The following is a 23,938-nucleotide window of genomic DNA, read 5'->3' on the forward strand; positions in this document are numbered from 1 at the left end:
GCGGGGGCCTTCGCGGGGTGTCCGGCTCGCCCGTGCGGGGTGAGGCGCGTGGCACGTTCTTCGGGTGCGATGGGGGTGGCGGCAGGGCATCGGCCCGTCGCTGCCCGGTGGATTTGGCCGGGTCCCGGGGCGACTCGGCGAGGTGGGCACCTTGAGGCACTGGCGGGCACTGATGGTCCTGGGTACGGCCCAGTTCCTGATGGTCCTGGACACCTCCGTCATGAACGTGTCCATCAGCCAACTCGTGGAGGACTTCGACACCGAGGTCACCGCGATCCAGGCCGTCATCACGCTGTACGCGCTGGTCATGGCCGCCTTCATGATCATCGGAGGCCGGCTCGGAGACATCTTCGGACGCCGTCGTCTGTTCCTGTTCGGGCTCGTCGTCTACGCCACGGGATCGGCCCTGACCGCCGCGGCCCCGACCCTTTGGGTCCTCGCGCTGGGCTGGTCGGTCATCGAAGGACTCGGCGCCGCGCTGGTGCTGCCCGCCATGGCTGCCCTGGTGGCCGAGGCCTACCGCGGGCGGGACAGGGCAGTCGCGTACGGCGTCATCGGCGGACTCGCCGGAGCAGGTATCGCGGTCGGCCCGCTGCTGGGCGGCTGGGTGACGACATACCTCACCTGGCGGCTGGTGTTCGCCGGTGAGGTCGTGGTCGTCCTGATCGTGCTCTGCTTCCACCGGGCGGTCACGGAAGAACCCAGGACCGGTCCGAGCCCCCGCCTGGACGGCGTCGGCGCCGCACTCTCGGCGACCGGCCTCGCGCTCGGCGTCCTAGGTGTGCTGCAGAGCGGCTCCTGGGGATGGGTGCAGCCCCGAAACCCGCCCTTCACCGTCCTCGGCTTCGCGCCGACGCTGTTCGTCGTCGCCGCCGGGGTCGCCGTGCTGGCCGCCTTCGTGCACTGGGAGAAACGGCGGGAGGCGAGCGGCGCCGAGCCCCTGGTGCATCTGCCCCTGCTGCACAAGCCCGCACTGCGATCCGGCCTCATGACGCTGGTGAGCCAGAACCTCATCCTGCTGGGGCTGTTCTTCACCATCCCGCTCTACCTGCAGGTGGTGCAGGGCTTCGACGCCTTCCAGACAGGTCTGCGACTGCTCCCGGTGTCCGTCACCATGCTCGCGGCCTCCATGGTCGCCGCCCGGCTCGGTCGGGCGGCCGGACCGCGCAGGGTGGTCCGACTGGCCCTGCTGACCCTCACCGGCTCCATCGTGTGGCTGCTGGCCACCATCGACCCGGTCATCGACGACGCGCAGTTCGCCGGAGCCATGGCCCTGCTCGGCGTGGGCATGGGCCTGCTCGCCTCGCAGCTGGGCAATGTCGTCCAGTCCAGCGTGGGCGAGGAGGAACGCAGCGAGGCCGGCGGACTGCAGTTCACCGCCCAGAACCTGGGCTCCGCACTCGGCACGGCCCTCATCGGATCACTGCTCATCGGCGCCCTGGCCCATGCCTTCACCACCCAGGTGGACAAGAACCCGCAGCTTTCGGAGGAGGCCCGACAGCAGACCGGGGTCGCCCTCGAAGCCGGCATCACCTTCGTGCCCACCGACCAGGTGCGCTCGGCCGCCGAACGCGCCGGACTGCCGCCGTCCGAGGTCGACGCCCTCGGTGACTCGTACGCCTCGGCGCAGCTCGACGGCCTGAAGGCGGCGATCCTCGCCACCGGCGGAATCACACTCGCCAGTTTCCTGGTCACGCCGCATCTGCCGACCCGAGGGGCCGGCCGTCCGAAGCAACCCGACACCGGCACGCCCACCGGGGCGAGCAGCCCGACCGGCTCGACCGGCTGATAGTTGGGCTCCGGCCGGCTGACCGATCGGCTACGGCCGGCCGACTTGGAGGGAGGCCGCGATGTCCGAGGCCGAGCACACCGCGGCCCGAGCGGGCAGCGCCGAGCACCGGGCCCGTGCCGACTACACCGGTGCCGTCTACGGATCCATGCTCGCCGCCTCCGTGATCGTGGGCGCCGGCTCCCTGGGCGAGTTCCCCCGACTGGAACTGGTGCTGCTGCTGTTGCTCACCGGTGTGGCGTTCTGGATCGCGCATGTGCACGCCCAGCTGTTCGGGGCCCGGCTGGCGGAGCTCGGTCTCGACCGCCGGACCGTGCTGCGCGCGTGCCGTGACGAGTGGCCGATCGTCAAGGCCGCCGTCCCTCCTGCCGTCGCCGTCGCCGTCAGCCCGCTCCTGGGCCTCGACCTGTCGGGCTCCCTGTGGCTGGCCCTCGCGGTCGCCGTGGCGGGCCAGGTGGGCTGGTCGGCGGCCGCGGCACGACGGGCCGGGGCCTCGTGGCGCCTGGTGGCCACCACCGCCACGGTGAACCTGCTGCTCGGGCTGCTGATCATCGCGTTCAAGATCTACTTGACGCATTGACGCATTGACGCATTGACGCAGGTGAAGCGCGTGCCGGACGGCGTATCACCTCTACGGGGTGAGGCCGGGCGGTCCGCCGAGGCGGAGGATCGCACCGTAAGGCCGCAGCCCGCCTGTCCCAGGCCACCCGCGGGAGAGCAGCTCATGCGCTACGAGATCCGCGTCGAAGGACACATGTCGGAGACACTGACGAGTGCCTTCCCGGAGCTGGATCACGTGATGATGTCCGGACACACGGTCCTGTACGGCTCCGTCATCGACGAGGCGCACCTGTACGGCCTGCTGGCCCGTTGCCGGTCGCTGGGACTACGGGTCCTGGAGATGCGCCAGCTGCCGGAGTGACACGGCGTTCGGCCGCGTACGACGATCGGCACGATTCAGCCCGTACGTACGACGATCCGCACGAGCGGCAGTGGTCACAGGCTTTCCGCCCGGAGCCTGCCGGACGCGACAGCGGCGCCGAGTGCCTCGAAATCCCGCTCGTTCTGGTCGGCGTAGGCCTGGGCGAACTCGGCGAGCGCGCGGTCGAAGCGGTCGCTTCCGCCCAGGTAGGCGGCGATGGCCACCGGATCGCCCGAGCGGGCGTGGGCCCGCGCCAGACTGGCCCCGCACAACTGCGCGAACAGACGGAGCATGCCGGGATCCATGGTGTCCGGCCGCGCGATGCCCTTCCAGTCCTTCAACTGGCGTACGTAGAAGTCGCGCTCGCGCCCGTCGAGGCCCACGACATGGGTCCAGCCCAGGAAGATGTCACTGGTCGTCTGGATCAGCCGCTGTCCCGCCACCACCCGGCGGCCCTGGTTGTCGTAGCGTTCGCCGCCCGTGTGGGCGGCGAGGACCGACTCCTGCGCCTCCTTGGCCTGCAGCAGCAGCGGGTCGGAGTCGTCCCTGCCGAGGAGGAGCACGATCCAGCAGCGTGTCCCGACGCTGCCGACGCCCACCACCTTCCGGGCCATGTCGGCCAGGTGGTAGTGGCGCAGCAGGTGCCGGCGTTCGGACGACAGGGTCCGCTTGTACCCGTCCAGGACGATCTGGAGCTCCTTCTCCTCGTCGCCCTCCGAGGAGTCCGGCAGCAGGTCCTGGAACGGGGTGATCAGTGGCGGGTCAGGTGCGATCCGCCGGCCCTCGGCCGTCATCCGGGTGAGTTTCGCGAAGGCCTGGAGCTGGGTGCGCGTACGGGCCCGCGTCGTCGCCTCGGCGGTACGACGCCTGGTCTCCTTGTCCATCGACGAGGCCTGCAGTTCCCGCAGTCGGTCGGCGTCGTCCTGGGCGTACCAGATGTCCAGGGTCCCCATGCCGGCGAACGTCCGCATCCGCTGCCGGTAGGCCCGCACGCAGGTCCGTACCGTGCCGTTCTGTTCCTTGACCGAGAAGCCGTTGGCCCGGCCGGCGATCGCGAAGCTCGCCGCCAGTCGCTTCACGTCCCATTCGAACGGCCCGGCGAGGGTCTCGTCGAAGTCGTTGATGTCGAAGACGAGATGACGTTCGGGCGAGGCCAGCAGCCGGAAGTTGAGCAGATGGGCGTCCCCGCAGAGCTGAGCGGTCAGGCCGGTGTTCGGGACGGGACCGAGGTCCGTCGCCATGATCGACGCCGCGCCCCGGTAGAAGCGGAACGGGGATTCGAGCATGCGGCCGTAGCGGATGGGCACCAACTCGGGCAGCCGCGTGGCCGACTGACGCTCTATCACCTCGATGGGGTCGGGTCGTTCCTTCCCCGCCTCGAACCAGCCGTGGCACGAACGCGAGGCGCGCGTACGCGCCTGCCTTCCGTACGCGGCTCGCTCGGCCGGTGTCAGGGACGCGGTGAATGCGCTCGTTACGGCCATGACTCACACCTCCTGTGCGCTGTTCCTGTGCCGAGGAGTCCTACTCCGGCGGTGGCTCCCGGCCCTGCCTCCGCAGACCCGCCCGGACCGCGCCCGCGAGCACCCGGGCGGCGACGCCCACGAGCATCAGTCCGCCGGCCATCTGGAGCATGGTCACCACGCGTCCCGTCTGGGACCGGGCCGCGATGTCGCCGAATCCGACGGTGGTGAACGTGGTCAGGGTGAAGTACAGCGCGTCGGTCCTGGTCAGCGGTTCGCTGAAGGAGCCCGGGGAGGAACGCTCCATGACGTAGTAGACGCAGGCGAACAGCACCAGATACAGCGCCAGCGTGGCGGACAGTGCCTCGACGGCCTTCAGACGGGGTGAGGGCGAGCGCACGATGGCCCGCACCTCCCACAGGAAGACCAGGACGACCGCCAGCAGTCCGCAGGTGAGCAGCACCGTGGTGCGGGCCGTGCCTCGCCCGTCCAGGGGCAGCAGGTAGTACGCGGTGACGAGACCCACCGTGAGGCACACGGCCCGCACCACGGGCACGACTGTCTGCCGCCGCCCCGGACCCGGTCGTCTCCGGTACGCCGCCCGCTCGGACCGGGCGGACTCCGTCGGGGCGGCCACGGGATCTCTCCGGGCAGCCGCTCGATCATTCATCTCGTGTCTCTTCGTCCTGGCGCGCCGCACGCCGACGCGTGTCCTGCCGCCCCCACCTCATCGCTCCGGCGGCCCGCACGGATCACCCGCCGGGGGTGACCCGGTGGCCGACGAGGGGCGGGACGCTGGCCCTGCGATCCCCGTGTGCCGCCTCACCGGCGGCCCGGGAGCGACCCTCTCGATCGCGCCAGGAGGAGCCATGACCGTCTCGCGTGATCCGGAACCGGGCACCGGACCGGCACACATGCCCGACGGGGCGGCCCATGCGTCCGACGGGCCGGACCGCATGCCCTACGGGGCGACCCCCGTCCCCGCAGCCGACCCCGCGGAGGTGCTGGCGAAACTCGGGCGCTCCTGGACATGGGTCCTGGGCTCCGCGATCGCCACGCTGGTGCCGGGCATCCTGATCCTGGTCTGGCCGGACGGGACCCTGCACGTGGTGGCGGTCCTCCTCGGCCTGTATCTGCTCGTGACCGGGGCGTTCCGGTTCGTCGAGACCTTCGCCCGGGAAGAGCACGGCGAACGGCTGCCCGGACTGCTCCTCGCCGTGCTGTACGTCCTCGGCGGGGTGCTGTGCCTGCGGAACCCGCTGCAGACCATCGCCGCGCTCTCGCTGATCGTCGGGATCGTCTGGGTGGTGTCCGGCATTCTCACCCTCTACACGGCCCTGGCCGCCCGGGACCTGCCCCACCGGGGTTTCGTCCTCGGCATCGCGGTGATCGGCATCGTCGCGGGGATCGTGGTGCTGGCCCTGCCCTCCGAGTCCGCCCGGGCACTGACCCGCCTGCTCGGACTGTGGCTCGTCCTGCTCGGCCTGGCCGAGGTGGCCCTCGCCCTCGCCTGGCGCGCCGCACTCCGCAGGGCCGGCATCACGGGGCCGCACGACCCCGCCCGGACCACCTGAGACCCAGCTCGAAGCGGCCGGGGAGGGGGGCGTCACCCGCGACCAAGGAGGAGCCATGGCCTCAGGCAAGGCCTCCGGACCGTCCCCTTCCGGCAGAGACGCGCAGTCCGGAGAGGCCCTGACCGCCGCGGAACGTGCGGAGTACGAGCGGCTGCGCCGGGCGACGGGGGTACGCCACCGGCGCCTGCGCCGTGTCGGTGCCTCGGTCCTGCTGCTTCTCGCCCTCCTGCTGGCGCCCTTGGCCGTCGTCGCGGCCTGGGTTCAGGACACCGTCACCGACACCGACCGGTATGTACGGACCGTCGCGCCGCTGGCCTCCGATCCGGCGGTCCGCAGCATCGTGACCGACCGCCTGACCAACCGCGTCGTGGACAACGTCGACGTCGAGGCGGTGACGGCCTCGCTCACGAAGGCCCTCTCGGACACCGGGGCGCCGCCCCGAGTGGTGGACGCGTCGAAGAACCTCGCCGCTCCGCTGCGCTCCGCGGTGCAGACCGTCGTTCACCGCAACGTCAGCCGTGTGATCACCAGCGACGCCTTCGAGCAGGCCTGGGAGGGCGCCAATCGAAGGGCTCACGCTGCGGTGCTGAACATGCTCACCGGAGAGCGGGAAGGTGCCCTTCGCGCGACGGGCGAGGCCGTCGAACTGGACATCGGGTCCGTGGTCGACCAGGTGCGGCAGCGCCTCGTCGACCAGGGCTTCGAGAAGGCCGCCGCCATCCCGGACACCGACCGCACCATCACACTGTTCGAGACCGAGCAGCTGGGGAAGGCACAGGACGCGATGCGGCTGCTGGACGTCATGGGTACGTGGCTGCCGGTAATCGGTGTCGCCCTCGCCGCCCTCGCTGTGTGGACCGCTCCCGGACACCGGGTGATGCTGCTGGTCACAGGACTCGGCATCGCCCTGATGATGGTGCTCCTGCTCGTCGCACTTGCGGTCGTACGACGTGTCTACCTGGACGGGATCCCCCCTGGGGCGCAGTCCACCGACGCCGCCGCGGCGATCTTCGACACCTTCGTCCGCTTCCTGCGGGAGAGCACACGCACACTTCTCGTCGTCTCGCTGATCGCGGCACTGAGCGCCTATCTGTACGGACCCGGGCGGGCGGCACGCGGAGTGCGGAGCGTGGCCCAGCGGGGCGCCACGGCGGCCGGCCGGGCGTTGAGCGGCGCAGGGCTGCGCACCGGCTCCCTGGGACGCCGACTGGCCGAGCACCGGTCGTGGACCGCCGGAATCACCATCGGCGCGGGTGCCCTGGCACTCGTGCTCTGGAACCACCCCACAGTCGGTGCGGTGGTGCTCGTCCTCGGCCTGGTCCTGTTCGTCCTGGCCCTGGCGGCGGTGCTCGCCGCCGCGTCGGAACCCGCCCCCGCCGATGCGGAACCGGGGCGGGCGATCCCCTGAACCGTGCCTCACCCGCCTCGGGTGAGGCCGCCCGGTCGTGACCATGCGCAGGGTGGAAGGGACAGACAACTGCCGGCGGGCGATCGCCCGGGACGGAGGAAAGAGATGAGCGGGCCGACGTACCTCGCGTACGACTATCCCCTGCTGAGCGTCTTCTGGTCCATGCTGGTGTTCTTCCTGTGGATCATGTGGTTCGTTCTGCTCTTCCGGATCGTCGTCGACATCTTCCGTGACGACGACATGAGCGGCTGGGCCAAGGCCGGCTGGCTGGTGTTCGTCGTCCTCCTGCCCTTCCTGGGTGTCTTCGTCTACGTCATCGCCCGCGGCAAGAACATGGGCCGCCGGGAGGTCGCGCAGGCTCGCGCACAGCAGGAGGCCTTCGCGAGCTACGTCCGTGACACCGCCAAGGGCGGCGACGGCAGGCCCAGCAGCGTCGACGAACTCGCCAAGCTCTCCGAGATCCGCGGCCGCGGCGACATCACGGACGAGGAGTTCCGCAGGGCGAAGGAACTGGTCCTGAGCGGCCACGGCCCCTCGGAACGCGCGGGCAGCACCGCCTCCGGCAGCTAGAGGCACACGCACCCGTCGAGAACACCGCACGAGACTGAAACGAGGCAGCACGATGACCGCCACACACACCACGCAACACCCGCAGACGGCCCATCGGCCGTGGGCCGAGGGCCTGACGGTTTTCGCAGCCGTCATGCTCATGATCGCAGGCGTGCTCGACATCTTCCGGGGCATCATGGGGATCGCCGAGGACGACGTCTTCGTCACGACACGCGACTACGTCTTCGCGTACGACCTCACCGGCTGGGGCTGGATCCACCTCGTCCTGGGCGCCGTCGCCGTGATCATCAGCCTCGGACTCTTCCAGGCGTCGTTGTGGGCGCGCGTCGCGGGCGTCACCATCGCCGGATTCATCATCATCGCCAACTTCCTCTCCCTGCCGTACTCCCCGGTCTGGTCGATCGTGATGATCGCCTTCTCGGGGTTCATCATCTGGGCCCTGTGCGTGGTCCGGAAGGACGACTCCGACGAGTTCGGACGCTCCTGAGTCCGTGAGCTCCAAAGCGTCATGAGCAGGCTCATATAGGCTGCACGCTCTGTCCGTTGCAGCCCGCACCACCTTCCCCAGGAGAGTCGCTCAGTGACCGTGGAGACCGCTCAGCCCGCACCGGCCGTCCAGTCCGCAGACGGGACACCCGCAGAAGGAACGCCCGCGGACGAGGCCTTCTGGGAGGAGCCCGGAGCCTCCGACGACGGGGATCCGGCCGGCTCCGCGCACGGCATCGTGGCGCAGGGCACGCCGAAGGACGTGGTGACTCAGGGCACCGCGAACGACGCGGCGACGCAGAGCAGTTCGAACGACGTGGTGGCGCAGGACGCCCGGGACTTCGGGGCGTACGTCCGGGCCGGCGGCTGGGCCTTCGCGCTGAAGGTCGCCCGCAGCGTGCGGCCCGGCGGGGAGGCCGCGGGGGAGACGGCGAAGATCTCCGCGAAGGACTTCGCCGAGCTGGCCGGATGCTCGCCGGAGCGGGTCATGCGCTACTACAAGGCGTGGGACAAGGCGGCCGACGACGGTCTCGTCCCGTACTTCGAGGCGCTGGCCCCGGGCCAGGACGTGGAGCTGCCGGACTCCGACGTGTGGCACTCGTACTACATCTCCCGTTCCAGCGCCGCCTCCGACCGCGGCACCGCGATCGCCGCGGCGGCCGAGGCCGAGGGCATCCGGCCGACCAAGGCCCTGGAGGTCGCCGAGAACCCCACCGCGCTGCGCGCCGCGATCCTCGCCGACCCCTCGACCGCCCAGGCGGCCCGGGCCGCGCTCTTGGACCGGCTCAAGGAAGACCCGGCCCTGCAGACCGAGTTGGCGCGTGACATCGCCCGTACCGACGATCTGAAGAAGGCGGTCGCCACCGAGACGCAGGCGGCCAGCCGGATCGGCTATGTTCGCCAGATCGTCGAGAACGGCCAGGTCAAGACCCCCGCCGGGCAGACGATCGAGGCAACCTCCGAACTGCGCGCCGAGGCCGAGCGCCACCTGTCCCTCATCGACGAGCTGGACGAGGGCGAGGACACCGGAGAGTGGGCCTCCGACGCCTACGACACGGTGAAGGACCTGGTCGCACAGACCGTGCAGGCCGACCCCGAGCTCCGTCTCCAGGAGCGCCGGACGAAGTTCTACAGCAGCCTGCAGAAGGCGACGAAGGTCTTCGAGGAACTGACCTTCGACGACGTGGACGACCTCGACACCATCTACGAGGACGACATGCTCCAGCGCCTGGAGGAACTCCAGCAGGCCGTCGGCATGTGCATCACGGCGCTGCGCAAGGCGGCTCCCACGAGCTGAGCGCGCGTCCGGCGCTGGACATGCGGCCTCGGTGGCCGCCCCGAGACAGGGCGGCCACCGAGGCCGTTTTCGTGCCGCAGATGTGACCGTGCGGCCCGCGCTGTTCACCGACTCGGTCGAACGAGCCGTTCCTCCGGGATCACGGCCACGCCGAGGATCTCGATCATCGCCTCGGGCTGCCACAGGGCGGTGCAGCCGATACCCGCCATCGCCGGGTACACGGGCCCGGCGAGTTCGCGCCAGACCCTGCCGATCTCCTTGCCGTGCGCCTGGTAGTCGGGGATGTCGGTGAGGTAGATCGTCACGCTGACCAGGTCCTCCGGCAGGCCGCCGGCCTCCCGGAGCGTCGTCAGGACGTTGCCGAACGCCTGGCGGAACTGCTCGACGATGCCCCCAGGAACGATCTTCATATCGGCGTCGAGGGCGGTCTGCCCGCCGAGATGCAGGGTGTTCCCCGCCAGGGTTCCGTGGGAGTAGCCACTGGGCGTCGGCAGGGCAGCCGGGTTCACGGGGATGTGCTTCATGCGGCCTCCGGTTCGAGGTCGGTCGCGGTGCGATCCGACGATCCGTACAGTGGCATGTATTGACAGTAAATGACGGTCGTGAAAAAAACGAGATAGCGCGAACGTGACTGAAGTCGTCTGAACCGAAGTCGTTTGAGCCGTCACGACTGGAACGGAGCCCCCTCCATGGAGCCCGACCTCAGCAAATACCGCCTTGAGGGCGACAACTCGATGTACCGGCTGCCCAGCGGGCTCGTCACGCCCGTGGTGACCCGCGCCGGTTCCGAGAGCGCGAACACCGCGGACTCCGGTGGGGCCGTTCGTGTCTCGGGCGTCAGCGCCCAGCACACCCCGGCCCGGCGGCTCTGGTTCGGCAAGGTCAGCAACGAACCCGGCTACCGCTCGGTCACCCACCATCACGGCGAGGCGGAGACCGGCGGCTACGTCCTGTCGGGCCGGGCCCGCATCTACTTCGGCGAGAAGTTCGAGGACTACGTCGACATGCAGGAGGGCGACTGGGTCTTCGTGCCGCCGTTCATGCCGCACATCGAGTGCAACCTCTCGCGCAACAGGCCGCTGACATGGATGACCACCCGGACGCCGGAGAACATCGTGGTCAACCTGCCCGACATCGCGGACGCCGACCTGCGGGATTGGCTGGACCGATGACGACCGGGACACCGCCCACCTCGGAGATCTTCACCGCGGCCGTCGCGCTGACACCGGCCGAGCCCGAGCACTTCGATCTCGCCTTCACCGCCGTCACCCAGCCCTGTCCCTGGCCCAAGGCGTACGGCGGAGACCTGGTCGCCCAGGCCGCCGCCGCGGCCATGCGGTCGGTGACCGACGGCAAGACCCTGCACTCCATGCACAGTTACTTCCTGCGCCCGGCCGACATCGGGGCGAGCGTGCGCTACGAGGTGGAGGTGCTGCGCGACGGCCGCGGCTACAGCACCCGTCAGGTACGCGGCTACCAGAACGGCAAGACCCTCTACGTCTGCCTCGCCAACTTCGCCGCCGGGGAGCCCGGACAGACCTTCGAGGCCGAACTCCCGGAACTCGCCGAGGACTTGCCCGCCCCCGAGGAACTGCCCAGCTCGGCGGCGTATCTCGCCGAACTCGGCGGCGGTTCCATGACCGAGGAGTCCAAGGCCTACTGGTCCGGCGGCCGCGGCTTCGACATGCGGCACGTGCCCGGCCCGGTCTACCTCACCGTCGAGGGCAAGCAGGTCCCCCAACAGGCCGTGTGGCTCAAGCCGTTCGACCCGCTCCGGCCCGTCGAGGGGCTCACCGACGCCCAGCGCGACCTGGCCGCTCTGGCGTACGTCTGCGACTACACGATCCTCGAACCCGTACTGCGCGTACTGGACCTGCCCTGGGCCAAACCCGGGCTCGTCACCGCCAGCCTCGACCACGCCATGTGGTTCCACCGCCCCGAACCCGTCGGCGACTGGCTCCTCTACCTCCAGGAGGCCGGCGCCGCCGACGCGGGCCGCGGACTCGGCACGGGTCGCTTCTTCACTCGCGACCACCGTCACCTGGCCACCGTCGTCCAGGAGGGCATGATCCGCCCCACCTGACCCGCCGCCTCCACCGGTGGGCTTCCGGAAGGACTCCCGCGTTGACTCCTCCGTCGTCACCCCCGACATCCGCGCACCTGGACACCTTCACGCGCGATCACCTGCCTCCCGCGCACCTGCTGCCGACGATCGAGTTCAGCACACCCGAACTGCGCTACCCGGAGCGGCTCAACGCCGGCGCCGAGCTCATCGACATCCCCGCATCGACGTTCGGAGCCGACCGTCCGGCGCTGCGCACGCCGGCCGGGGAGACCTGGACCTACGGCGAGTTGCGGACCCGGACCAACCAGGTCGCCCAGGTGCTCACCGAGGACCTGGGGCTGGTCCCCGGACAACGGGTTGTGCTGCGGTCACCCAACAACCCCTGGGCTGTGGCGAGTTGGCTCGGTGTGCTCAAGGCCGGGGGAGTGGTCGTCACCATCATGGCCGCGCTGCGCGCCCGCGAGATCGCCCCGATCGTCGAGCGGACGCGCCCCACCGTCGCGCTGGTGGACCAGCGGTTCGCCGAGGACGTGCACGCCGTCCGGGAGGCGCAGGACGCGCATGCCGAACGGGACCCCGCGTCGCCGGCGATGACGGTCGTGGAGTTCGGCGGCACCGGCCCGGACGACCTCGTGGCGCGGGCCGGTGCCAAGTCCGGCGAGTTCACCGCCGTGGACACCGCCGCCGACGACGTGGCACTCCTCGCGCCGACGTCAGGCAGCACCGGCGTCCCCAAGATCACCATGCACTTCCACCGCGACATCCTGTCCATCGACAACACCTTCGGCCGCCATGTGCTGTGCCTGCTCCCCGACGACATGGTCGCCTGCAGCGCCCCCTTCGCCTTCACCTTCGGCCTCGGCATGCTCGTCGTCTTCCCGCTGCGGGCCGGCGCCTGCGCCCTGCTGACCGAGGCCGCCACACCGCTCCAACTCGCCCAGTACGTCGAAGAGTTGGGCGTCACCGTGCTCGCGACGGCCCCCACGGCGTACCAGGCGATCCTGCGGGAGGGGCAGGAACAGCGGCTCGCCGGGCTGCGGGTCGGGGTGTCGGCCGGTGAACACATACCCCAGGCCGTCTGGGAGCGGCTGAGGGACCGGCTCGGACTGCGGATCGTCGACGGGATCGGCGCCACCGAACTGCTGCACATCTTCCTCTCCGCCGCCGGTGACGACATCAGGCCGGGCGCCACCGGGAAGCCGGTGCCGGGCTACCGCGCCACGATCCTCGGCCCCGACGGCTCGGAGCTCGGACCCGGCGAGCCGGGGCGGCTCGGCGTCATCGGCCCGGTCGGCTGCCGCTACCTCGACGACGAACGCCAGAAGGACTACACCGTGGACGGCTGGAACGTCACAGGCGACGTCTTCCACCGGGACGAGGACGGCTACTTCCACTACCACGCCCGCGGCGACAGCATGATCGTCTCCTCGGGCTACAACATCGGCGGGCCCGAGGTCGAGGCCGCCGTGGACACCCACCCCGATGTGCTGGAGTCCGCCGTCGTCGGAAAGCCCGACGCGCAACGCGGCTTCGTCGTCTGCGCGTTCGTCGTGCTCCGCGAGGGCGTGCCGGGCGACGCAGCCAAGGCCAGGGAGATCCAGGACCACGTCAAACAGGTCATCGCCCCCTACAAGTACCCGCGTGACGTGCGGTTCTGCGACGCGCTGCCCCGCAACGCCAGCGGCAAGCTGCAGCGGTTCGCGCTCCGCAGGATCGTCGAGGACGAGCAGGCCGCCACGGCCGCCGTCGAGCAGTGAGAGGAACTCCCGTGAAGATCGCGATCGTTGGCGGTGGCCCCGGCGGCCTCTACTTCGCTGCTCTCATGAAACAGCTCGACCCGGCCCACGAGATCACTGTCTGGGAACGCAACGCCCCCGACGACACGTTCGGCTTCGGTGTCGTCTTCTCCGACGAGACGCTCGGCGGGATCGAGAACGCCGACCCGGAGTTCGCCGACGCCATGGCGCGGCGGTTCGCCCGCTGGACCGACATCGACATCCACTACCGGGGCCGCAGCCACACGGTCGGCGGCCAGGGCTTCGCCGCGATGAGCCGCAAGGACCTGCTCCGGCTGCTGCAGGAACGTTGCCGCAAACTGGGTGTCTCCGTCCACTACTCGACGCTCGCCCCTCCGGTGGACGACCTGAGTGCCTCGTACGACCTGGTGGTGGGGGCCGACGGTCTCAACTCCCAGGTCCGGGCGGCCCGCGCTGACGTCTTCCGCCCTTCGCTGGACCGGCGGCACAACAGATACATGTGGCTCGGCACGGACCGGGTCTTCGAGGCCTTCCAGTTCTTCATCAGGCAGACCGAGTGGGGGACCATGCAGGTCCACGGCTACCCCTACTCCGAGAGCGGCTCCACCTTCATCGTCGAGATGCACGAGGACGTCTGGCGGCGGGCCGGCTTCGGCGACACCGAGGAGACCGAGTTCCCGCCGGGCGCCTCCGACGAGCGGGCCGTGGATCGCGTCCGCGGACTCTTCGCGGAGGAACTCGCCGGCCACCAGGTGTTCGCCAACAACTCGAAATGGCTGGCCTTCACCACCGTACGCAACGAGCGCTGGCACCACGGCAACCTCGTCCTCGTCGGCGACGCCGCGCACACCGCGCACTTCTCGATCGGGTCGGGCACCAAGCTGGCCATGGAGGACTCCCTCGCCCTCGCCGCCTGTCTGCACGAACACCCGGACATCGAGAGGGCGCTGACGGCCTACGAGGCCGAGCGGCGACCCGTCGTCGAGTCCACCCAGCGGGCCGCGCAGGCCTCGCTGGAATGGTTCGAGAACATCGGCATGTACGTCCACCAGGAGCCGACCCAGTTCTGCTTCAACCTGCTCACGCGCTCGCGCCGCATCACCTACGACAACCTGCGCACCCGCGACCAGGAGTTCGCCGACCGCGTCGACGCCGCCTTCGCCGAGTCGCAGGGCCTCGACGAGGTCGCGCCCGCGATGTTCCAGCCGTTCCGGCTCGGGGAGCTGGAGCTGAAGAACCGGGTGATCGTCTCCCCGATGGACATGTACTCCGCCGTCGACGGCGTGCCCGGTGACTTCCATCTGGTCCACCTCGGCTCCAAGGCCATGGGCGGGGCCGGACTGGTGATGACGGAGATGGTCTGCGTCTCGCCCGACGCCCGTATCACCCCCGGCTGCACGGGGCTGTGGACCGAGGAACAGCGTGACTCCTGGGCGCGGATCGTGTCCTTCGTCCACGACCGCAGCACCGCCCGCATCGGACTGCAGCTCGGCCACTCGGGCCGCAAGGGCTCGACGAGGCTGATGTGGGAGGGCATGGACGATCCGCTGCCGGACGGCAACTGGGAGACCGTCGGCCCGTCGCCGCTGCCGTACGGCCCCGGATCGGCCGTCCCGCGCGAGACCACCCGCGCCGACCGGGACCGGATCACCGCCGACTTCGTCGCCGCCGCCCGCCGCGGCGCCGAGGCGGGCTTCGACCTGCTCGAACTGCACTGCGCGCACGGCTACCTGCTGTCCTCCTTCCTCTCCCCGGTCGCCAACCACCGCACCGACGAATACGGCGGTTCGCTGCAGAACCGGCTGCGGTTCCCCCTGGAGGTGTTCGACGCGGTCAGGGCCGTCTGGCCCGCCGAGCGGCCGATGATCGTGCGCATCTCCGCGACCGACTGGGTGCCGGACGGCAACACCGAGCACGACGCCGTCGCCATCGCCCGCGCCTTCGTCGCCCATGGCGCGGACGCCATCGACGTCTCCACGGGACAGGTCACCAGGGACGAGGACCCCGCGTACGGCCGCTCGTACCAGACCCCGTTCGCGGACCGGATCCGCCACGAGGTCACCGCCGCGACCGGCACCGCGGTCATCGCGGTCGGCGCGATCGCCTCCTACGACGACGTGAACTCGATCCTCCTGGCGGGCCGGGCCGACCTGTGCGCCCTCGGCCGCACCCACCTGTACGACCCGCACTGGACGCTGCACGCGGCGGCCGAACAGGAGTACCGGGGCGCCGCGAGCCAGTGGCCGGTCCAGTACCGGGCCGGCAGCCGCAAGCCGCCCACCTCGCGCACCGACGCCGTACGCCCCCGCCTCTCGCTGCTGCGGGCGGACGACTCCGACCAGAACGTCCATCTGCGCTGGACCCCGCCCCGCGAGTCGGCGACGGTCACCTGAGCCGACAGCCGACAGCCGACAGCCGACGGAGGGCACCCCTCCGCAACCCGTGCGGTGAGCCGTGCGACCACCCATGCAATGAGCCGTGCGAAGCGCCCGACGAGCGCGCCGCACGGCTCTCGTGCGTCAGGTCCGCGGGCCCCGGTTTCGGCGGGGGCGTTGCTCCGGACAGCGGAACGGCTCCCTGCTGCCGCACTGCGCCCTCGAAGATCGCACGTTAATTTGGCCATGTTTTCACCGGATCACACCTTTCGTCCTGCCTGCCGCGGCAGAGGCGGAAGAGGCCCTGCGCCCGCGCGGGGACGAAGGGTGGACGATGGCCAAGACCTTGAACGAGACGCTCGCCCCGGCCGAGCGCCACGGACCGACGCGGACCGCCCGCATCGGTCCACGCACCCGCGGCCTGGCCTGGCCGGCAGTGGTCGCGGCCGCCTTCACGCTGGCCCAACTGGCCCTCGTGCGCCCGGGGATGGGCCTCGGCTGGGACGAGTCGGTGTACGTCAGTCAGGTCAGCGGTCACACCCCGGCGGCGTTCTTCAGCGCCCCGCGCGCCCGCGGTGTCCCGTTGCTGGTCGCGCCGATCGCCTCCTGGTCGTCGTCCACGGAACTGCTGCGGGTCTATCTGGCCCTGCTGTCCGGGCTCGGCCTCTTCCTGGCGCTGCGTGCCTGGCGCGGACTCTTCCCCGCCCGGGTGCTCGGCGCCGGCGGTGCCCTGTTCGCCACGCTGTGGGTGACCGTGTTCTACGGCCCGCAGGCCATGCCCAACTACTGGGTCGCGATCGGCGCCCTCGCGGGTGTCGGCCACTTCCTGCGCGCCCAGGCCGACCCCGGCGACCGCGCGGCCCTGTGGGGCGTCGGTGCGAGCGCGGCGCTGATGGCGTGGATGCGGCCCACCGACGCCGTCTGGGTCACCCTCCCGTTGTTCGCCGTGTTGCTGTGCCTCCCGCGCTGGAGACGGCCGCGGCTGCTGGCGCCGCTGCTCGTCGGGCTGGCGACCGGGGCGGCGCAGTGGGTCGTCGAGGCGTACGTCGGGTTCGGCGGCCTGAGCGAGCGGCTCGCCGACGCCTCCGGGATCCAGGGCGGCCTCGGCTGGAACATCGCCGTCCTCGACCAGCTGCGCACCCTGGGCGGACGCAGCCTGTGCCGCCCGTGCGCCGGATCGATTCCGGCCACACCGATCATCGTGTGGTGGTTCGTCCTGCCGCTGCTCGCCGCCGCCGGGCTGGCGGTCGCGGTCAGGGCCCGGCGCACCCCGGGCACCCTCCTGCCCCTCGCCTGCGCCACGACGGCGGGCATCCCGTACCTGTTCATGATCGGATACGCCGCGCCGCGCTTCCTGCTCCCCTTCTACGCGCTGCTGGTCATCCCGGTCGCCGACGCGCTCATCCACCTCGTCACCGCGTCGCTCCGCAAACGGCGACCGGTGGCCGCGACCCTGGTGGCCCTCGGCCTCGCCGGGCATCTGGCGGTCCAGTACACCGTGCTGGACCACGCCGTGGACCGCACCACGGCCTCGCACCGCGACTGGGCCCGCACGGCGGCCGAGCTGCACCGACTCGGCGTACGACCGCCCTGTCTGCTGACCGGGCACCTGGCCATCCCGATCGCCTTCTACGCCGGCTGCCGTTCCGTCCAGACCCAGGGACACAACGCCAACACCACCCCGGCGGACATCGTCGGGGCCGCCGAGCGGCTGCCGGTCGCCGCCCTCACGACCCCCAAGGGGCAACCGCCCGAATTCGCCAGGACCTGGGAACAGCACCGCGTCGCCGGCCTGCGCCTCCACGTCGCGCCCGCCGCGGGCTGAGGCGACCGCGCCGACCGCACGCCGAGCCCACCGCACACGGCCTCCGGCCGGACTGTGACGTACTTGTGCGGCCTCCTGTCCGGTCAGGTCCGATCACGAGATATCTTGATGTCGAGCAATGTTGCAGACGTGGAGCGGAGCACCCGGTGACTGACTCGACCATCATCTATACGCACACTGACGAGGCCCCGGCCCTGGCGACCTATTCGTTCTTGCCGGTGGTCCAGGCGTACGCGTCGCAGGCTGGTGTCACTGTGGAAACCCGTGACATCTCGCTGGCCGGACGGATCATCGCCCTCTTCCCCGAGTTCCTGGAGGAGGGCCAGCGCATCCCCGACGCCCTCTCCGAGCTCGGTGACCAGGCCAAGACGCCCGAGGCCAACATCATCAAGCTGCCGAACGTCTCGGCGTCGATCCCGCAGCTGAAGGCCGCGGTGGCCGAGCTTCAGGCGCAGGGCTACGCGCTCCCCGCCTACCCGGACGACCCGAAGACCGACGAGGAGCGCGACATCCGCTCCCGTTACGACAAGGTCAAGGGCAGCGCCGTGAACCCGGTGCTGCGCGAGGGCAACTCCGACCGCCGCGCCCCCGCGTCGGTCAAGAACTACGCCAAGGCCCACCCGCACCGCATGGGCGCCTGGACCCCCGAGTCGAAGACCAACGTCGCGACCATGGGTGTCGACGACTTCCGTTCCACCGAGAAGTCCGCGGTGATCCCGGAGGCCGGCTCCCTGCGCATCGAGCTGGTCGGCGACGACGGCACCACCACGGTGCTGCGCGAGTCGGTACCCGTCCTCGCGGGCGAGGTCGTCGACGCGTCCGTCATGCACGTCGCCGCCCTGCGCGAGTTCCTCACGGCGCAGATCGCCCGCGCCAAGGCCGAGGACGTGCTGTTCTCCGTGCACCTCAAGGCCACGATGATGAAGGTCTCCGACCCGATCGTCTTCGGTCACGTGGTGCGCGCCTTCTTCCCGAAGACGTTCGCGAAGTACGGCGAGACGCTCGCCGCCGCCGGTCTGACCCCGAACGACGGTCTGGGCGGCATCCACAAGGGCCTGGAGTCCCTGCCCGAGGGCGCCGAGATCAAGGCGTCCTTCGACGCCGAGCTCGCCGACGGCCCCGCGCTCGCCATGGTCGACTCCGACAAGGGCATCACCAACCTGCACGTCCCCTCGGACGTCATCGTCGACGCCTCCATGCCGGCGATGATCCGCACCTCCGGCCACATGTGGGGCCCGGACGGCGCGGAGGCCGACACCCTCGCGGTCCTCCCGGACAGCAGCTACTCCGGTGTCTACCAGGTCGTCATCGACGACTGCCGCGCCAACGGCGCCTACGACCCGTCGACGATGGGCTCGGTCCCGAACGTCGGTCTGATGGCGCAGAAGGCCGAGGAGTACGGCAGCCACGACAAGACCTTCGAGATCCCGGCCACCGGCACGGTCCGCCTCGTCGACCAGGCCGGCAACGTCGTCATCCAGCAGGCGGTCTCCGCCGGCGACATCTTCCGCGCCTGCCAGACCAAGGACGACCCGATCAAGGACTGGGTCAAGCTCGCCGTCACCCGCGCCCGCGCCACCGGCGACCCGGCCGTGTTCTGGCTGGACGAGAGCCGCGCCCACGACGCCGTGCTCATCGAGAAGGTGAAGCAGTACCTGCCCGAGCACGACACCGAGGGCCTGGACATCCGGATCCTGGCCCCGGTCGAGGCCACCAAGCTCTCCGTGGAGCGCATCCGCCGCGGCGAGAACACCATCTCGGTCACCGGCAACGTCCTGCGCGACTACCTGACCGACCTGTTCCCGATCCTGGAGCTGGGCACCAGCGCCAAGATGCTCTCGGTCGTCCCGCTGATGAACGGCGGCGGCCTCTTCGAGACGGGCGCCGGCGGCTCCGCTCCGAAGCACGTGCAGCAGCTGGTCAAGGAGAACTACCTGCGCTGGGACAGCCTGGGCGAGTTCCTCGCGCTGGCCTCCAGCTTCGAGCACCTCGCGCAGACCACGGACAACGCGCGTGCCCAGGTCCTCGCGGACACGCTCGACCGTGCGACCGCCACGTTCCTGGAGAACGACAAGTCGCCGAGCCGTCGCCTCGGTGGCATCGACAACCGCGGCAGCCACTTCTACCTCGCCCTCTACTGGGCGCAGGAGCTGGCCAGGCAGACCGACGACGCGGCGCTCGCCAAGGCGTTCGCCCCGCTCGCCGAGACCCTGACCGCGCAGGAGCAGACGATCGTCGACGAGCTGATCGCGGTGCAGGGGTCGCCGGCCGACATCGGTGGCTACTACCAGCCCGACCCGGTCAAGGCGGCGGCCGTGATGCGGCCGTCCGCGACGCTCAACGCGGCGCTCGCCACACTGGCCTGACACTCCGCTGGGCCCGGTGCGTTGTCTGCGGGCCCGTTGTGGCTGGTCGCGCAGTTCCCCGCGCCCCTTTGGGGCGCGGGTGTCCGGCCCCTCCAGACAGGCAGGTCGACGATGACGGACTCTCCCGACAGAGGCGCAGGCAGTCGGCAGCTCCAGGTGGAGGTGCATGGCCTCGACGTGATCGGTGACGCCGAGCGCAAGGGGACACCCCGCACGCTCTTCTGGCCCTGGTTCGGCGCCAACGTGTCGATCCTCGGCCTGAGCTACGGGTCCTTCGCGCTCGGGTTCGGGATCTCGTTCTGGCAGGCGCTGGCCGCCGGGGTGATCGGGATCGTCTTCTCGTTCCTGCTCTGCGGGTTCGTCGCGGTCGCGGGAAAGCGTGGCTCCGCGCCGACGATGGTGCTCAGCCGGGCGGCCTACGGAGTGCGCGGCAACCGGCTGCCGTCGGTCGTCTCCTGGATGCTCACCGTGGGCTGGGAGACCGTGCTCACGGCCCTGGCGACGATGGCCACCGCGACCGTTCTCGACCGGCTCGGCTGGGGCGGCGGCACCGGGACCAAGGTGGTCGCCCTGATCGTCGTCGGGGCGCTCGTCGTGGTCGGCGGAGTGATGGGCTTCGACCTCATCATGCGGCTGCAGACGGTGATCACCGTGGTCACCGGTGTCCTGACCGTCGTTTACATCGGACTCGTCGCCGACCACATCCACTGGTCGGCCGTCAGCGCCGTACCGTCCGGCTCCGCCCAGGAGTTCATCGGTGCGCTGGTCTTCATGATGACCGGCTTCGGACTCGGCTGGGTCAACGCCGCCGCAGACTACTCGCGCTATCTGCCGCGCGACTCCTCCGGCCGGGGCGTGGTCGGCTGGACCGCCTTCGGCGCCTCGGTGGCACCGCTGCTCCTGCTGGTCTTCGGCCTGCTGCTCGCGGGATCGTCCACCGAGCTCAACACGGCCATCGCGGCCGACCCGATCGGCGCGCTGACCACGATCCTGCCCACCTGGTTCCTGATCCCCTTCGCCGCCGTGGCCGTACTCGGCCTGGTCGGCGGTGCGGTCCTCGACATCTACTCCTCCGGCCTCGCCCTGCTCGCGGCGGGCCTGCGGGTGCCGCGCTATCTGGCCGCCCTGCTGGACGGCGTCCTGATGATCGCGGGCTCGATCTACATCGTGTTCCTCACGGACGACTTCCTGGGCCAGTTCATCGGCTTCCTCACCACACTTGGTGTGCCCGTCGCCGCCTGGTGCGGTGTGATGCTCGCCGACCTCCTGCTGCGGCGCCGCGACTACGACGAGGCGGACCTGTTCCGCACCAGCGGCCGCTACGGCGACGTCGAACCGCTCCCGCTGCTGCTGACCCTCGCCGCCACCGCGATCGGCTGGGGCCTCGTCACCAACACGGCCGCCGGCTGGCTGGAGTGGCAGGGCTATCTGCTCGGCCCGCTGGGCCTCGGCGGCAAGGACGGCTCATGGGCCTACGCCAACCTCGGCGTACTCGCCGCGCTGGCCCTCGGCTTCCTCGGCACCCTCGCCCTCGGCCGCGGCCGGGTCCGTAAGCAGGAGGCGGGGCCCCCGAGCCGGCCGCTCGACGTGAAGCTGCCGGGCGCATGAGCCGACCGGGAGCCCAAGGCCTGCTGGCCGTCATCGACATGCAGCGCGTCTTCGCCGAGCCGGACAGCCCCTGGGCCGCGCCCCGCTTCACCGAGGCCGCGGAGGGGGTACGCCGCCTGCTGCCGGCCTTCGCGGAACGGGTCACCTTCACCCGGTTCCTGGCACCCGAGAAGCCCGCCGGCGCCTGGCGGGCGTACTACGAGCAGTGGCCCTTCGCGCTGCGGCCGCCGCACGACCGGCTCTGGGAGCTGGTGGACGAACTCGCCCCCCACGCCCGGCACTTGGTGGACGCGCCGACCTTCGGCAAATGGACTCCCGAACTGGCCGAGCGGGTCGGTCCCGAGGGGCGTCTGGTGCTCGCCGGAGTCAGTACGGACTGCTGTGTGCTCTCCACCGCGCTGGCCGCCGCCGACGCCGGGGCCGAGGTGTGGGTGGCGGCCGACGCCTGCGCCGGGGCGGACGACGCCTCGCACACCAAGGCCCTGCAGATCATGGACCTGTACCGGCCGCTGATCCGGGTCGTCACCGTGGCCGAGGTGCTCACCCGGGTCGCGTAAGTCCCTGAGCGCCGCAGGCCTCACACGGCACCCCAGTCCCCATCGGGCGAGGCGTACCATACCGGGTGGGGTATATACCGAGGGAGCGCTCCACATGGAACTGCAGATGGCGGCCGACGAGCTGAAGTCCGTGATCAACCGCCTCAAGCGGGCCCAGGGGCAGATCGCGGGCGTGATCAACATGATCGAACAGGGGCGGTCCTGCGAAGAAGTGGTCACCCAACTGGCAGCGGCTTCAAGGGCGTTGGACCGCGCCGGGTTCGCGATCATCGCGACCGGACTCCAGCACTGCATGACCGACGAAAGCGGCGAGCAGGATCTGGACCGCGACCAGATGCGGGCGCGCCTGGAGAAGCTCTTCCTGTCCCTCGCCTGACGCACCCGTGCCGGACGGCCGTCGTCAGAGGCGCCCCGCCCCCGTGTAGAGGTCCAGCTCCCCTTCGAGTTCGACTGCGATCACTGTCGCCCGGTCGTCCAGGTCGGAGGCGGCGGGCGCGTCGATCCACGTCACACCGGGAACGGTGTCGAGGCCGCCGGTGACGTGGTGGCCCAGTTCCGCACCCGTACCGAGGACCGTGGCCCGCCGGACGGGATTGCGCAGGCCGCGGATCGAGACGGACTCGCGGGGAGCGTCGAAGCACACCAGGTAGAGGGTGCGCCGGTCGGCGGACAGGGTGCTGGGGCCGTAGTGGTGCCCGGCGGGCAGCCCCGCGACCGTGCCGTACACGGCGTCGGAGTGCCGCGCGATCCACGCACCGAGGCCCTCCAGGCGCTCGATCTGCTCCTCGGGGATCGTGCCGTCCTCGCGGGGTCCGGCGCCCAGCAGCAGATTGCCGCCCATGCCGATCGTCTCGGTGAAGTACCGGACCAGCTGGCGCACAGACTTGAAGTCGCGGTCCTGCGGCCGGAAGCTCCATGAGTCGTTGATCGTGAGGCACAGTTCCCAGGGGCCGTCCGGGGCCCGCAGCGGGGTGCCCTGCTCCGGCGTGGCGTAGTCGCCGTAACTGAGCATGCGGCCGTTGAGGATGGTGTCCGGGTTGCCCGAAAGGATCAGCTCGGCGAGCTCGCCCATCCGCCACTGTTCCTCGGTGCGCTCCCACTCCCCGTCGAACCAGAGGATGTCGGGCCGGAAGCGCTTGACGAGCTCGCCGACCTGGCCGTCGCGGTACGCGAGATAGCGCGCCCAGGCCGCCGGGTCCTCCTTGCCGGGCTCGGCGTGCGAGTACTCGTTGGGCGGCACGACGACCGGCCCGGGGTGCCGCTCGGTCGCGTAGTCCGGGTGGTTCCAGTCGGAGTGCGAGTAGTAGAGGCCGACCTTGAGATCCCGGGCGCGCAGCGCGTCGACGAAGCCGGTGACCAGGTCGCGCCCCGCCGGAGTGTCCCGCACCACGTCGAGATTGCGGTGGTCGGTGTCCCACAGGGCGACACCGTCGTGGTGCCGGGCGGTGAGCACCGCGTACCGCGCGCCCACCCGGGCGAACAACTCCGCCCAGGCGTCCGGGTCGTAGTGCGACGCGGTGAAGCCGTCGAGCTGTTTCATGTACTGCTCGTGCGTCATCTCGCCCGTGTAGAACGACCAGGACTCGGCGGCGCCGCCCACGGCGTAGACGCCGTAGTGGATGAAGATGCCCAGCTTGGCATCGGGAAACCAGGGTTGCATCGGCATGGCTCCACGCTAGGCGCGCGCCCGGTTCCCACGCGTGGGCGACGGTCACCACTACTGGTCCGTTTTCACCCTGGGATCCGGATGCCGGGAGGTGCCTGCGCGCGCCGCCGGGTCACTCCCGTACGCCACTACTTGGCGCTATCCGATGGGTACAGCGGGTGCCCGTGGCGTGTTCAATCACCTGTATCGCGACACGTACGGACGGCCCCA

At 70.6% G+C, this 23,938-nt stretch carries 21 protein-coding genes; 17 read left to right on the forward strand and 4 right to left on the reverse strand.

All coding sequences use genetic code 11. From position 1 onward, the window contains the following. Positions 1-151: 151 nt before the first annotated feature. From JEQ17_RS43070 to JEQ17_RS43080, 3 genes are all read left to right on the forward strand, one after another. Positions 152-1,789, forward strand: coding sequence for an MFS transporter (locus JEQ17_RS43070; protein ID WP_200400341.1), 1,638 nt, complete (start codon positions 152-154; stop codon positions 1,787-1,789). Between the two features lie 61 nt (positions 1,790-1,850). Next, positions 1,851-2,369, forward strand: a complete 519-nt coding sequence (locus JEQ17_RS43075) for a hypothetical protein (protein ID WP_200400342.1) — start codon at positions 1,851-1,853, stop codon at positions 2,367-2,369. 144 nt (positions 2,370-2,513) lie between these two features. Next, positions 2,514-2,711 (forward strand): hypothetical protein, encoded by a 198-nt coding sequence (locus tag JEQ17_RS43080; protein ID WP_200400343.1) that lies wholly within the window; start codon positions 2,514-2,516, stop codon positions 2,709-2,711. Positions 2,712-2,785: 74 nt separating this feature from the next. Here JEQ17_RS43080 and JEQ17_RS43085 read toward each other — a convergent pair whose 3' ends face one another. Together JEQ17_RS43085 and JEQ17_RS43090 are read right to left on the reverse strand one after the other, a co-directional pair. After that, complete coding sequence (locus tag JEQ17_RS43085; RefSeq protein WP_200400344.1) at positions 2,786-4,195, reverse strand: DUF2252 domain-containing protein; 1,410 nt, start codon at positions 4,193-4,195, stop codon at positions 2,786-2,788. A 40-nt stretch (positions 4,196-4,235) separates the two neighbouring features. Beyond that, the gene (locus JEQ17_RS43090; protein WP_200400345.1) at positions 4,236-4,844 is read right to left on the reverse strand and encodes a potassium channel family protein; all 609 of its coding nucleotides are present in this window, start codon (positions 4,842-4,844) and stop codon (positions 4,236-4,238) included. 199 nt (positions 4,845-5,043) lie between these two features. Between JEQ17_RS43090 and JEQ17_RS43095 the strand changes: the two genes are divergently transcribed. The 5 genes from JEQ17_RS43095 to JEQ17_RS43115 all read left to right on the forward strand — a co-directional run bounded on the left by JEQ17_RS43095 (position 5,044) and on the right by JEQ17_RS43115 (position 9,509). Then, complete coding sequence (locus tag JEQ17_RS43095; RefSeq protein ID WP_200400346.1) at positions 5,044-5,748, forward strand: HdeD family acid-resistance protein; 705 nt, start codon at positions 5,044-5,046, stop codon at positions 5,746-5,748. A gap of 55 nt (positions 5,749-5,803) precedes the next feature. Next, entirely contained in the window at positions 5,804-7,156 is a 1,353-nt protein-coding gene (locus JEQ17_RS43100) for a hypothetical protein (RefSeq protein ID WP_200400347.1), read from the forward strand. A gap of 105 nt (positions 7,157-7,261) precedes the next feature. Then, the gene (locus JEQ17_RS43105) at positions 7,262-7,726 is read left to right on the forward strand and encodes an SHOCT domain-containing protein (protein ID WP_200400348.1); all 465 of its coding nucleotides are present in this window, start codon (positions 7,262-7,264) and stop codon (positions 7,724-7,726) included. Positions 7,727-7,778: 52 nt separating this feature from the next. Continuing rightward, positions 7,779-8,213, forward strand: a complete 435-nt coding sequence (locus JEQ17_RS43110; RefSeq protein WP_200400349.1) for a DUF7144 family membrane protein — start codon at positions 7,779-7,781, stop codon at positions 8,211-8,213. A 93-nt stretch (positions 8,214-8,306) separates the two neighbouring features. Next, positions 8,307-9,509, forward strand: coding sequence for a hypothetical protein (locus tag JEQ17_RS43115; RefSeq protein WP_200400350.1), 1,203 nt, complete (start codon positions 8,307-8,309; stop codon positions 9,507-9,509). A 104-nt stretch (positions 9,510-9,613) separates the two neighbouring features. Here the strand turns inward: JEQ17_RS43115 and JEQ17_RS43120 are convergent, their stop codons facing one another. Next, on the reverse strand, positions 9,614-10,033 hold the full coding sequence (locus JEQ17_RS43120) for a RidA family protein (protein WP_189838724.1): 420 nt from the start codon (positions 10,031-10,033) through the stop codon (positions 9,614-9,616). A 165-nt stretch (positions 10,034-10,198) separates the two neighbouring features. Here JEQ17_RS43120 and JEQ17_RS43125 point away from each other — a divergent pair, with 165 nt between their 5' ends. The 9 genes from JEQ17_RS43125 (at position 10,199) to JEQ17_RS43165 (ending at position 22,438) form a co-directional block, all read left to right on the forward strand. Further along, on the forward strand, positions 10,199-10,681 hold the full coding sequence (locus JEQ17_RS43125) for a cupin domain-containing protein (RefSeq protein WP_200400351.1): 483 nt from the start codon (positions 10,199-10,201) through the stop codon (positions 10,679-10,681). After that, positions 10,678-11,592 (forward strand): acyl-CoA thioesterase, encoded by a 915-nt coding sequence (locus tag JEQ17_RS43130; RefSeq protein ID WP_200400352.1) that lies wholly within the window; start codon positions 10,678-10,680, stop codon positions 11,590-11,592. Before JEQ17_RS43125 ends, JEQ17_RS43130 begins: the two co-directional genes overlap by 4 nt. Before the next feature lie 41 nt (positions 11,593-11,633). Continuing rightward, a complete protein-coding gene (locus JEQ17_RS43135; RefSeq protein WP_200400353.1) occupies positions 11,634-13,331 on the forward strand; it encodes an AMP-binding protein in 1,698 nt (565 codons plus the stop codon). An 11-nt stretch (positions 13,332-13,342) separates the two neighbouring features. After that, complete coding sequence (locus JEQ17_RS43140) at positions 13,343-15,724, forward strand: bifunctional salicylyl-CoA 5-hydroxylase/oxidoreductase (protein WP_200400354.1); 2,382 nt, start codon at positions 13,343-13,345, stop codon at positions 15,722-15,724. A 316-nt stretch (positions 15,725-16,040) separates the two neighbouring features. Further along, positions 16,041-17,531 (forward strand): hypothetical protein, encoded by a 1,491-nt coding sequence (locus tag JEQ17_RS43145; RefSeq protein WP_407700124.1) that lies wholly within the window; start codon positions 16,041-16,043, stop codon positions 17,529-17,531. 146 nt (positions 17,532-17,677) lie between these two features. Further along, positions 17,678-19,897, forward strand: a complete 2,220-nt coding sequence (locus JEQ17_RS43150) for an NADP-dependent isocitrate dehydrogenase (RefSeq protein ID WP_200400355.1) — start codon at positions 17,678-17,680, stop codon at positions 19,895-19,897. 111 nt (positions 19,898-20,008) lie between these two features. Further along, complete coding sequence (locus tag JEQ17_RS43155) at positions 20,009-21,505, forward strand: purine-cytosine permease family protein (RefSeq protein WP_200400356.1); 1,497 nt, start codon at positions 20,009-20,011, stop codon at positions 21,503-21,505. After that, positions 21,502-22,062 (forward strand): cysteine hydrolase family protein, encoded by a 561-nt coding sequence (locus tag JEQ17_RS43160; protein WP_200400357.1) that lies wholly within the window; start codon positions 21,502-21,504, stop codon positions 22,060-22,062. Before JEQ17_RS43155 ends, JEQ17_RS43160 begins: the two co-directional genes overlap by 4 nt. 94 nt (positions 22,063-22,156) lie before the next feature. Further along, positions 22,157-22,438, forward strand: coding sequence for a metal-sensitive transcriptional regulator (locus JEQ17_RS43165; RefSeq protein WP_200400358.1), 282 nt, complete (start codon positions 22,157-22,159; stop codon positions 22,436-22,438). A gap of 24 nt (positions 22,439-22,462) precedes the next feature. Here the strand turns inward: JEQ17_RS43165 and JEQ17_RS43170 are convergent, their stop codons facing one another. Next, a complete protein-coding gene (locus tag JEQ17_RS43170; RefSeq protein ID WP_200400359.1) occupies positions 22,463-23,728 on the reverse strand; it encodes an alpha-L-fucosidase in 1,266 nt (421 codons plus the stop codon). Positions 23,729-23,938: the final 210 nt, after the last annotated feature.

This window comes from Streptomyces liliifuscus, assembly GCF_016598615.1.
GTDB classification, from domain to species: Bacteria; Actinomycetota; Actinomycetes; order Streptomycetales; family Streptomycetaceae; genus Streptomyces; species Streptomyces liliifuscus.

What these genes read in the sequence shown, in the direction of transcription:
- JEQ17_RS43130 (WP_200400352.1), top strand. Translation starts at nt 10,678, where the DNA reads ATGACGACCGGGACACCGCCCACCTCGGAGATCTTCACCGCGGCCGTC.
- JEQ17_RS43075 (WP_200400342.1), top strand. Translation starts at nt 1,851, where the DNA reads ATGTCCGAGGCCGAGCACACCGCGGCCCGAGCGGGCAGCGCCGAGCAC.
- JEQ17_RS43120 (WP_189838724.1), bottom strand. Translation starts at nt 10,033, where the DNA reads ATGAAGCACATCCCCGTGAACCCGGCTGCCCTGCCGACGCCCAGTGGC.
- JEQ17_RS43125 (WP_200400351.1), top strand. Translation starts at nt 10,199, where the DNA reads ATGGAGCCCGACCTCAGCAAATACCGCCTTGAGGGCGACAACTCGATG.
- JEQ17_RS43110 (WP_200400349.1), top strand. Translation starts at nt 7,779, where the DNA reads ATGACCGCCACACACACCACGCAACACCCGCAGACGGCCCATCGGCCG.
- JEQ17_RS43155 (WP_200400356.1), top strand. Translation starts at nt 20,009, where the DNA reads ATGACGGACTCTCCCGACAGAGGCGCAGGCAGTCGGCAGCTCCAGGTG.
- JEQ17_RS43105 (WP_200400348.1), top strand. Translation starts at nt 7,262, where the DNA reads ATGAGCGGGCCGACGTACCTCGCGTACGACTATCCCCTGCTGAGCGTC.
- JEQ17_RS43160 (WP_200400357.1), top strand. Translation starts at nt 21,502, where the DNA reads ATGAGCCGACCGGGAGCCCAAGGCCTGCTGGCCGTCATCGACATGCAG.
- JEQ17_RS43095 (WP_200400346.1), top strand. Translation starts at nt 5,044, where the DNA reads ATGACCGTCTCGCGTGATCCGGAACCGGGCACCGGACCGGCACACATG.
- JEQ17_RS43085 (WP_200400344.1), bottom strand. Translation starts at nt 4,195, where the DNA reads ATGGCCGTAACGAGCGCATTCACCGCGTCCCTGACACCGGCCGAGCGA.
- JEQ17_RS43145 (WP_407700124.1), top strand. Translation starts at nt 16,041, where the DNA reads ATGGCCAAGACCTTGAACGAGACGCTCGCCCCGGCCGAGCGCCACGGA.
- JEQ17_RS43090 (WP_200400345.1), bottom strand. Translation starts at nt 4,844, where the DNA reads ATGAATGATCGAGCGGCTGCCCGGAGAGATCCCGTGGCCGCCCCGACG.
- JEQ17_RS43100 (WP_200400347.1), top strand. Translation starts at nt 5,804, where the DNA reads ATGGCCTCAGGCAAGGCCTCCGGACCGTCCCCTTCCGGCAGAGACGCG.
- JEQ17_RS43165 (WP_200400358.1), top strand. Translation starts at nt 22,157, where the DNA reads ATGGAACTGCAGATGGCGGCCGACGAGCTGAAGTCCGTGATCAACCGC.
- JEQ17_RS43080 (WP_200400343.1), top strand. Translation starts at nt 2,514, where the DNA reads ATGCGCTACGAGATCCGCGTCGAAGGACACATGTCGGAGACACTGACG.
- JEQ17_RS43170 (WP_200400359.1), bottom strand. Translation starts at nt 23,728, where the DNA reads ATGCCGATGCAACCCTGGTTTCCCGATGCCAAGCTGGGCATCTTCATC.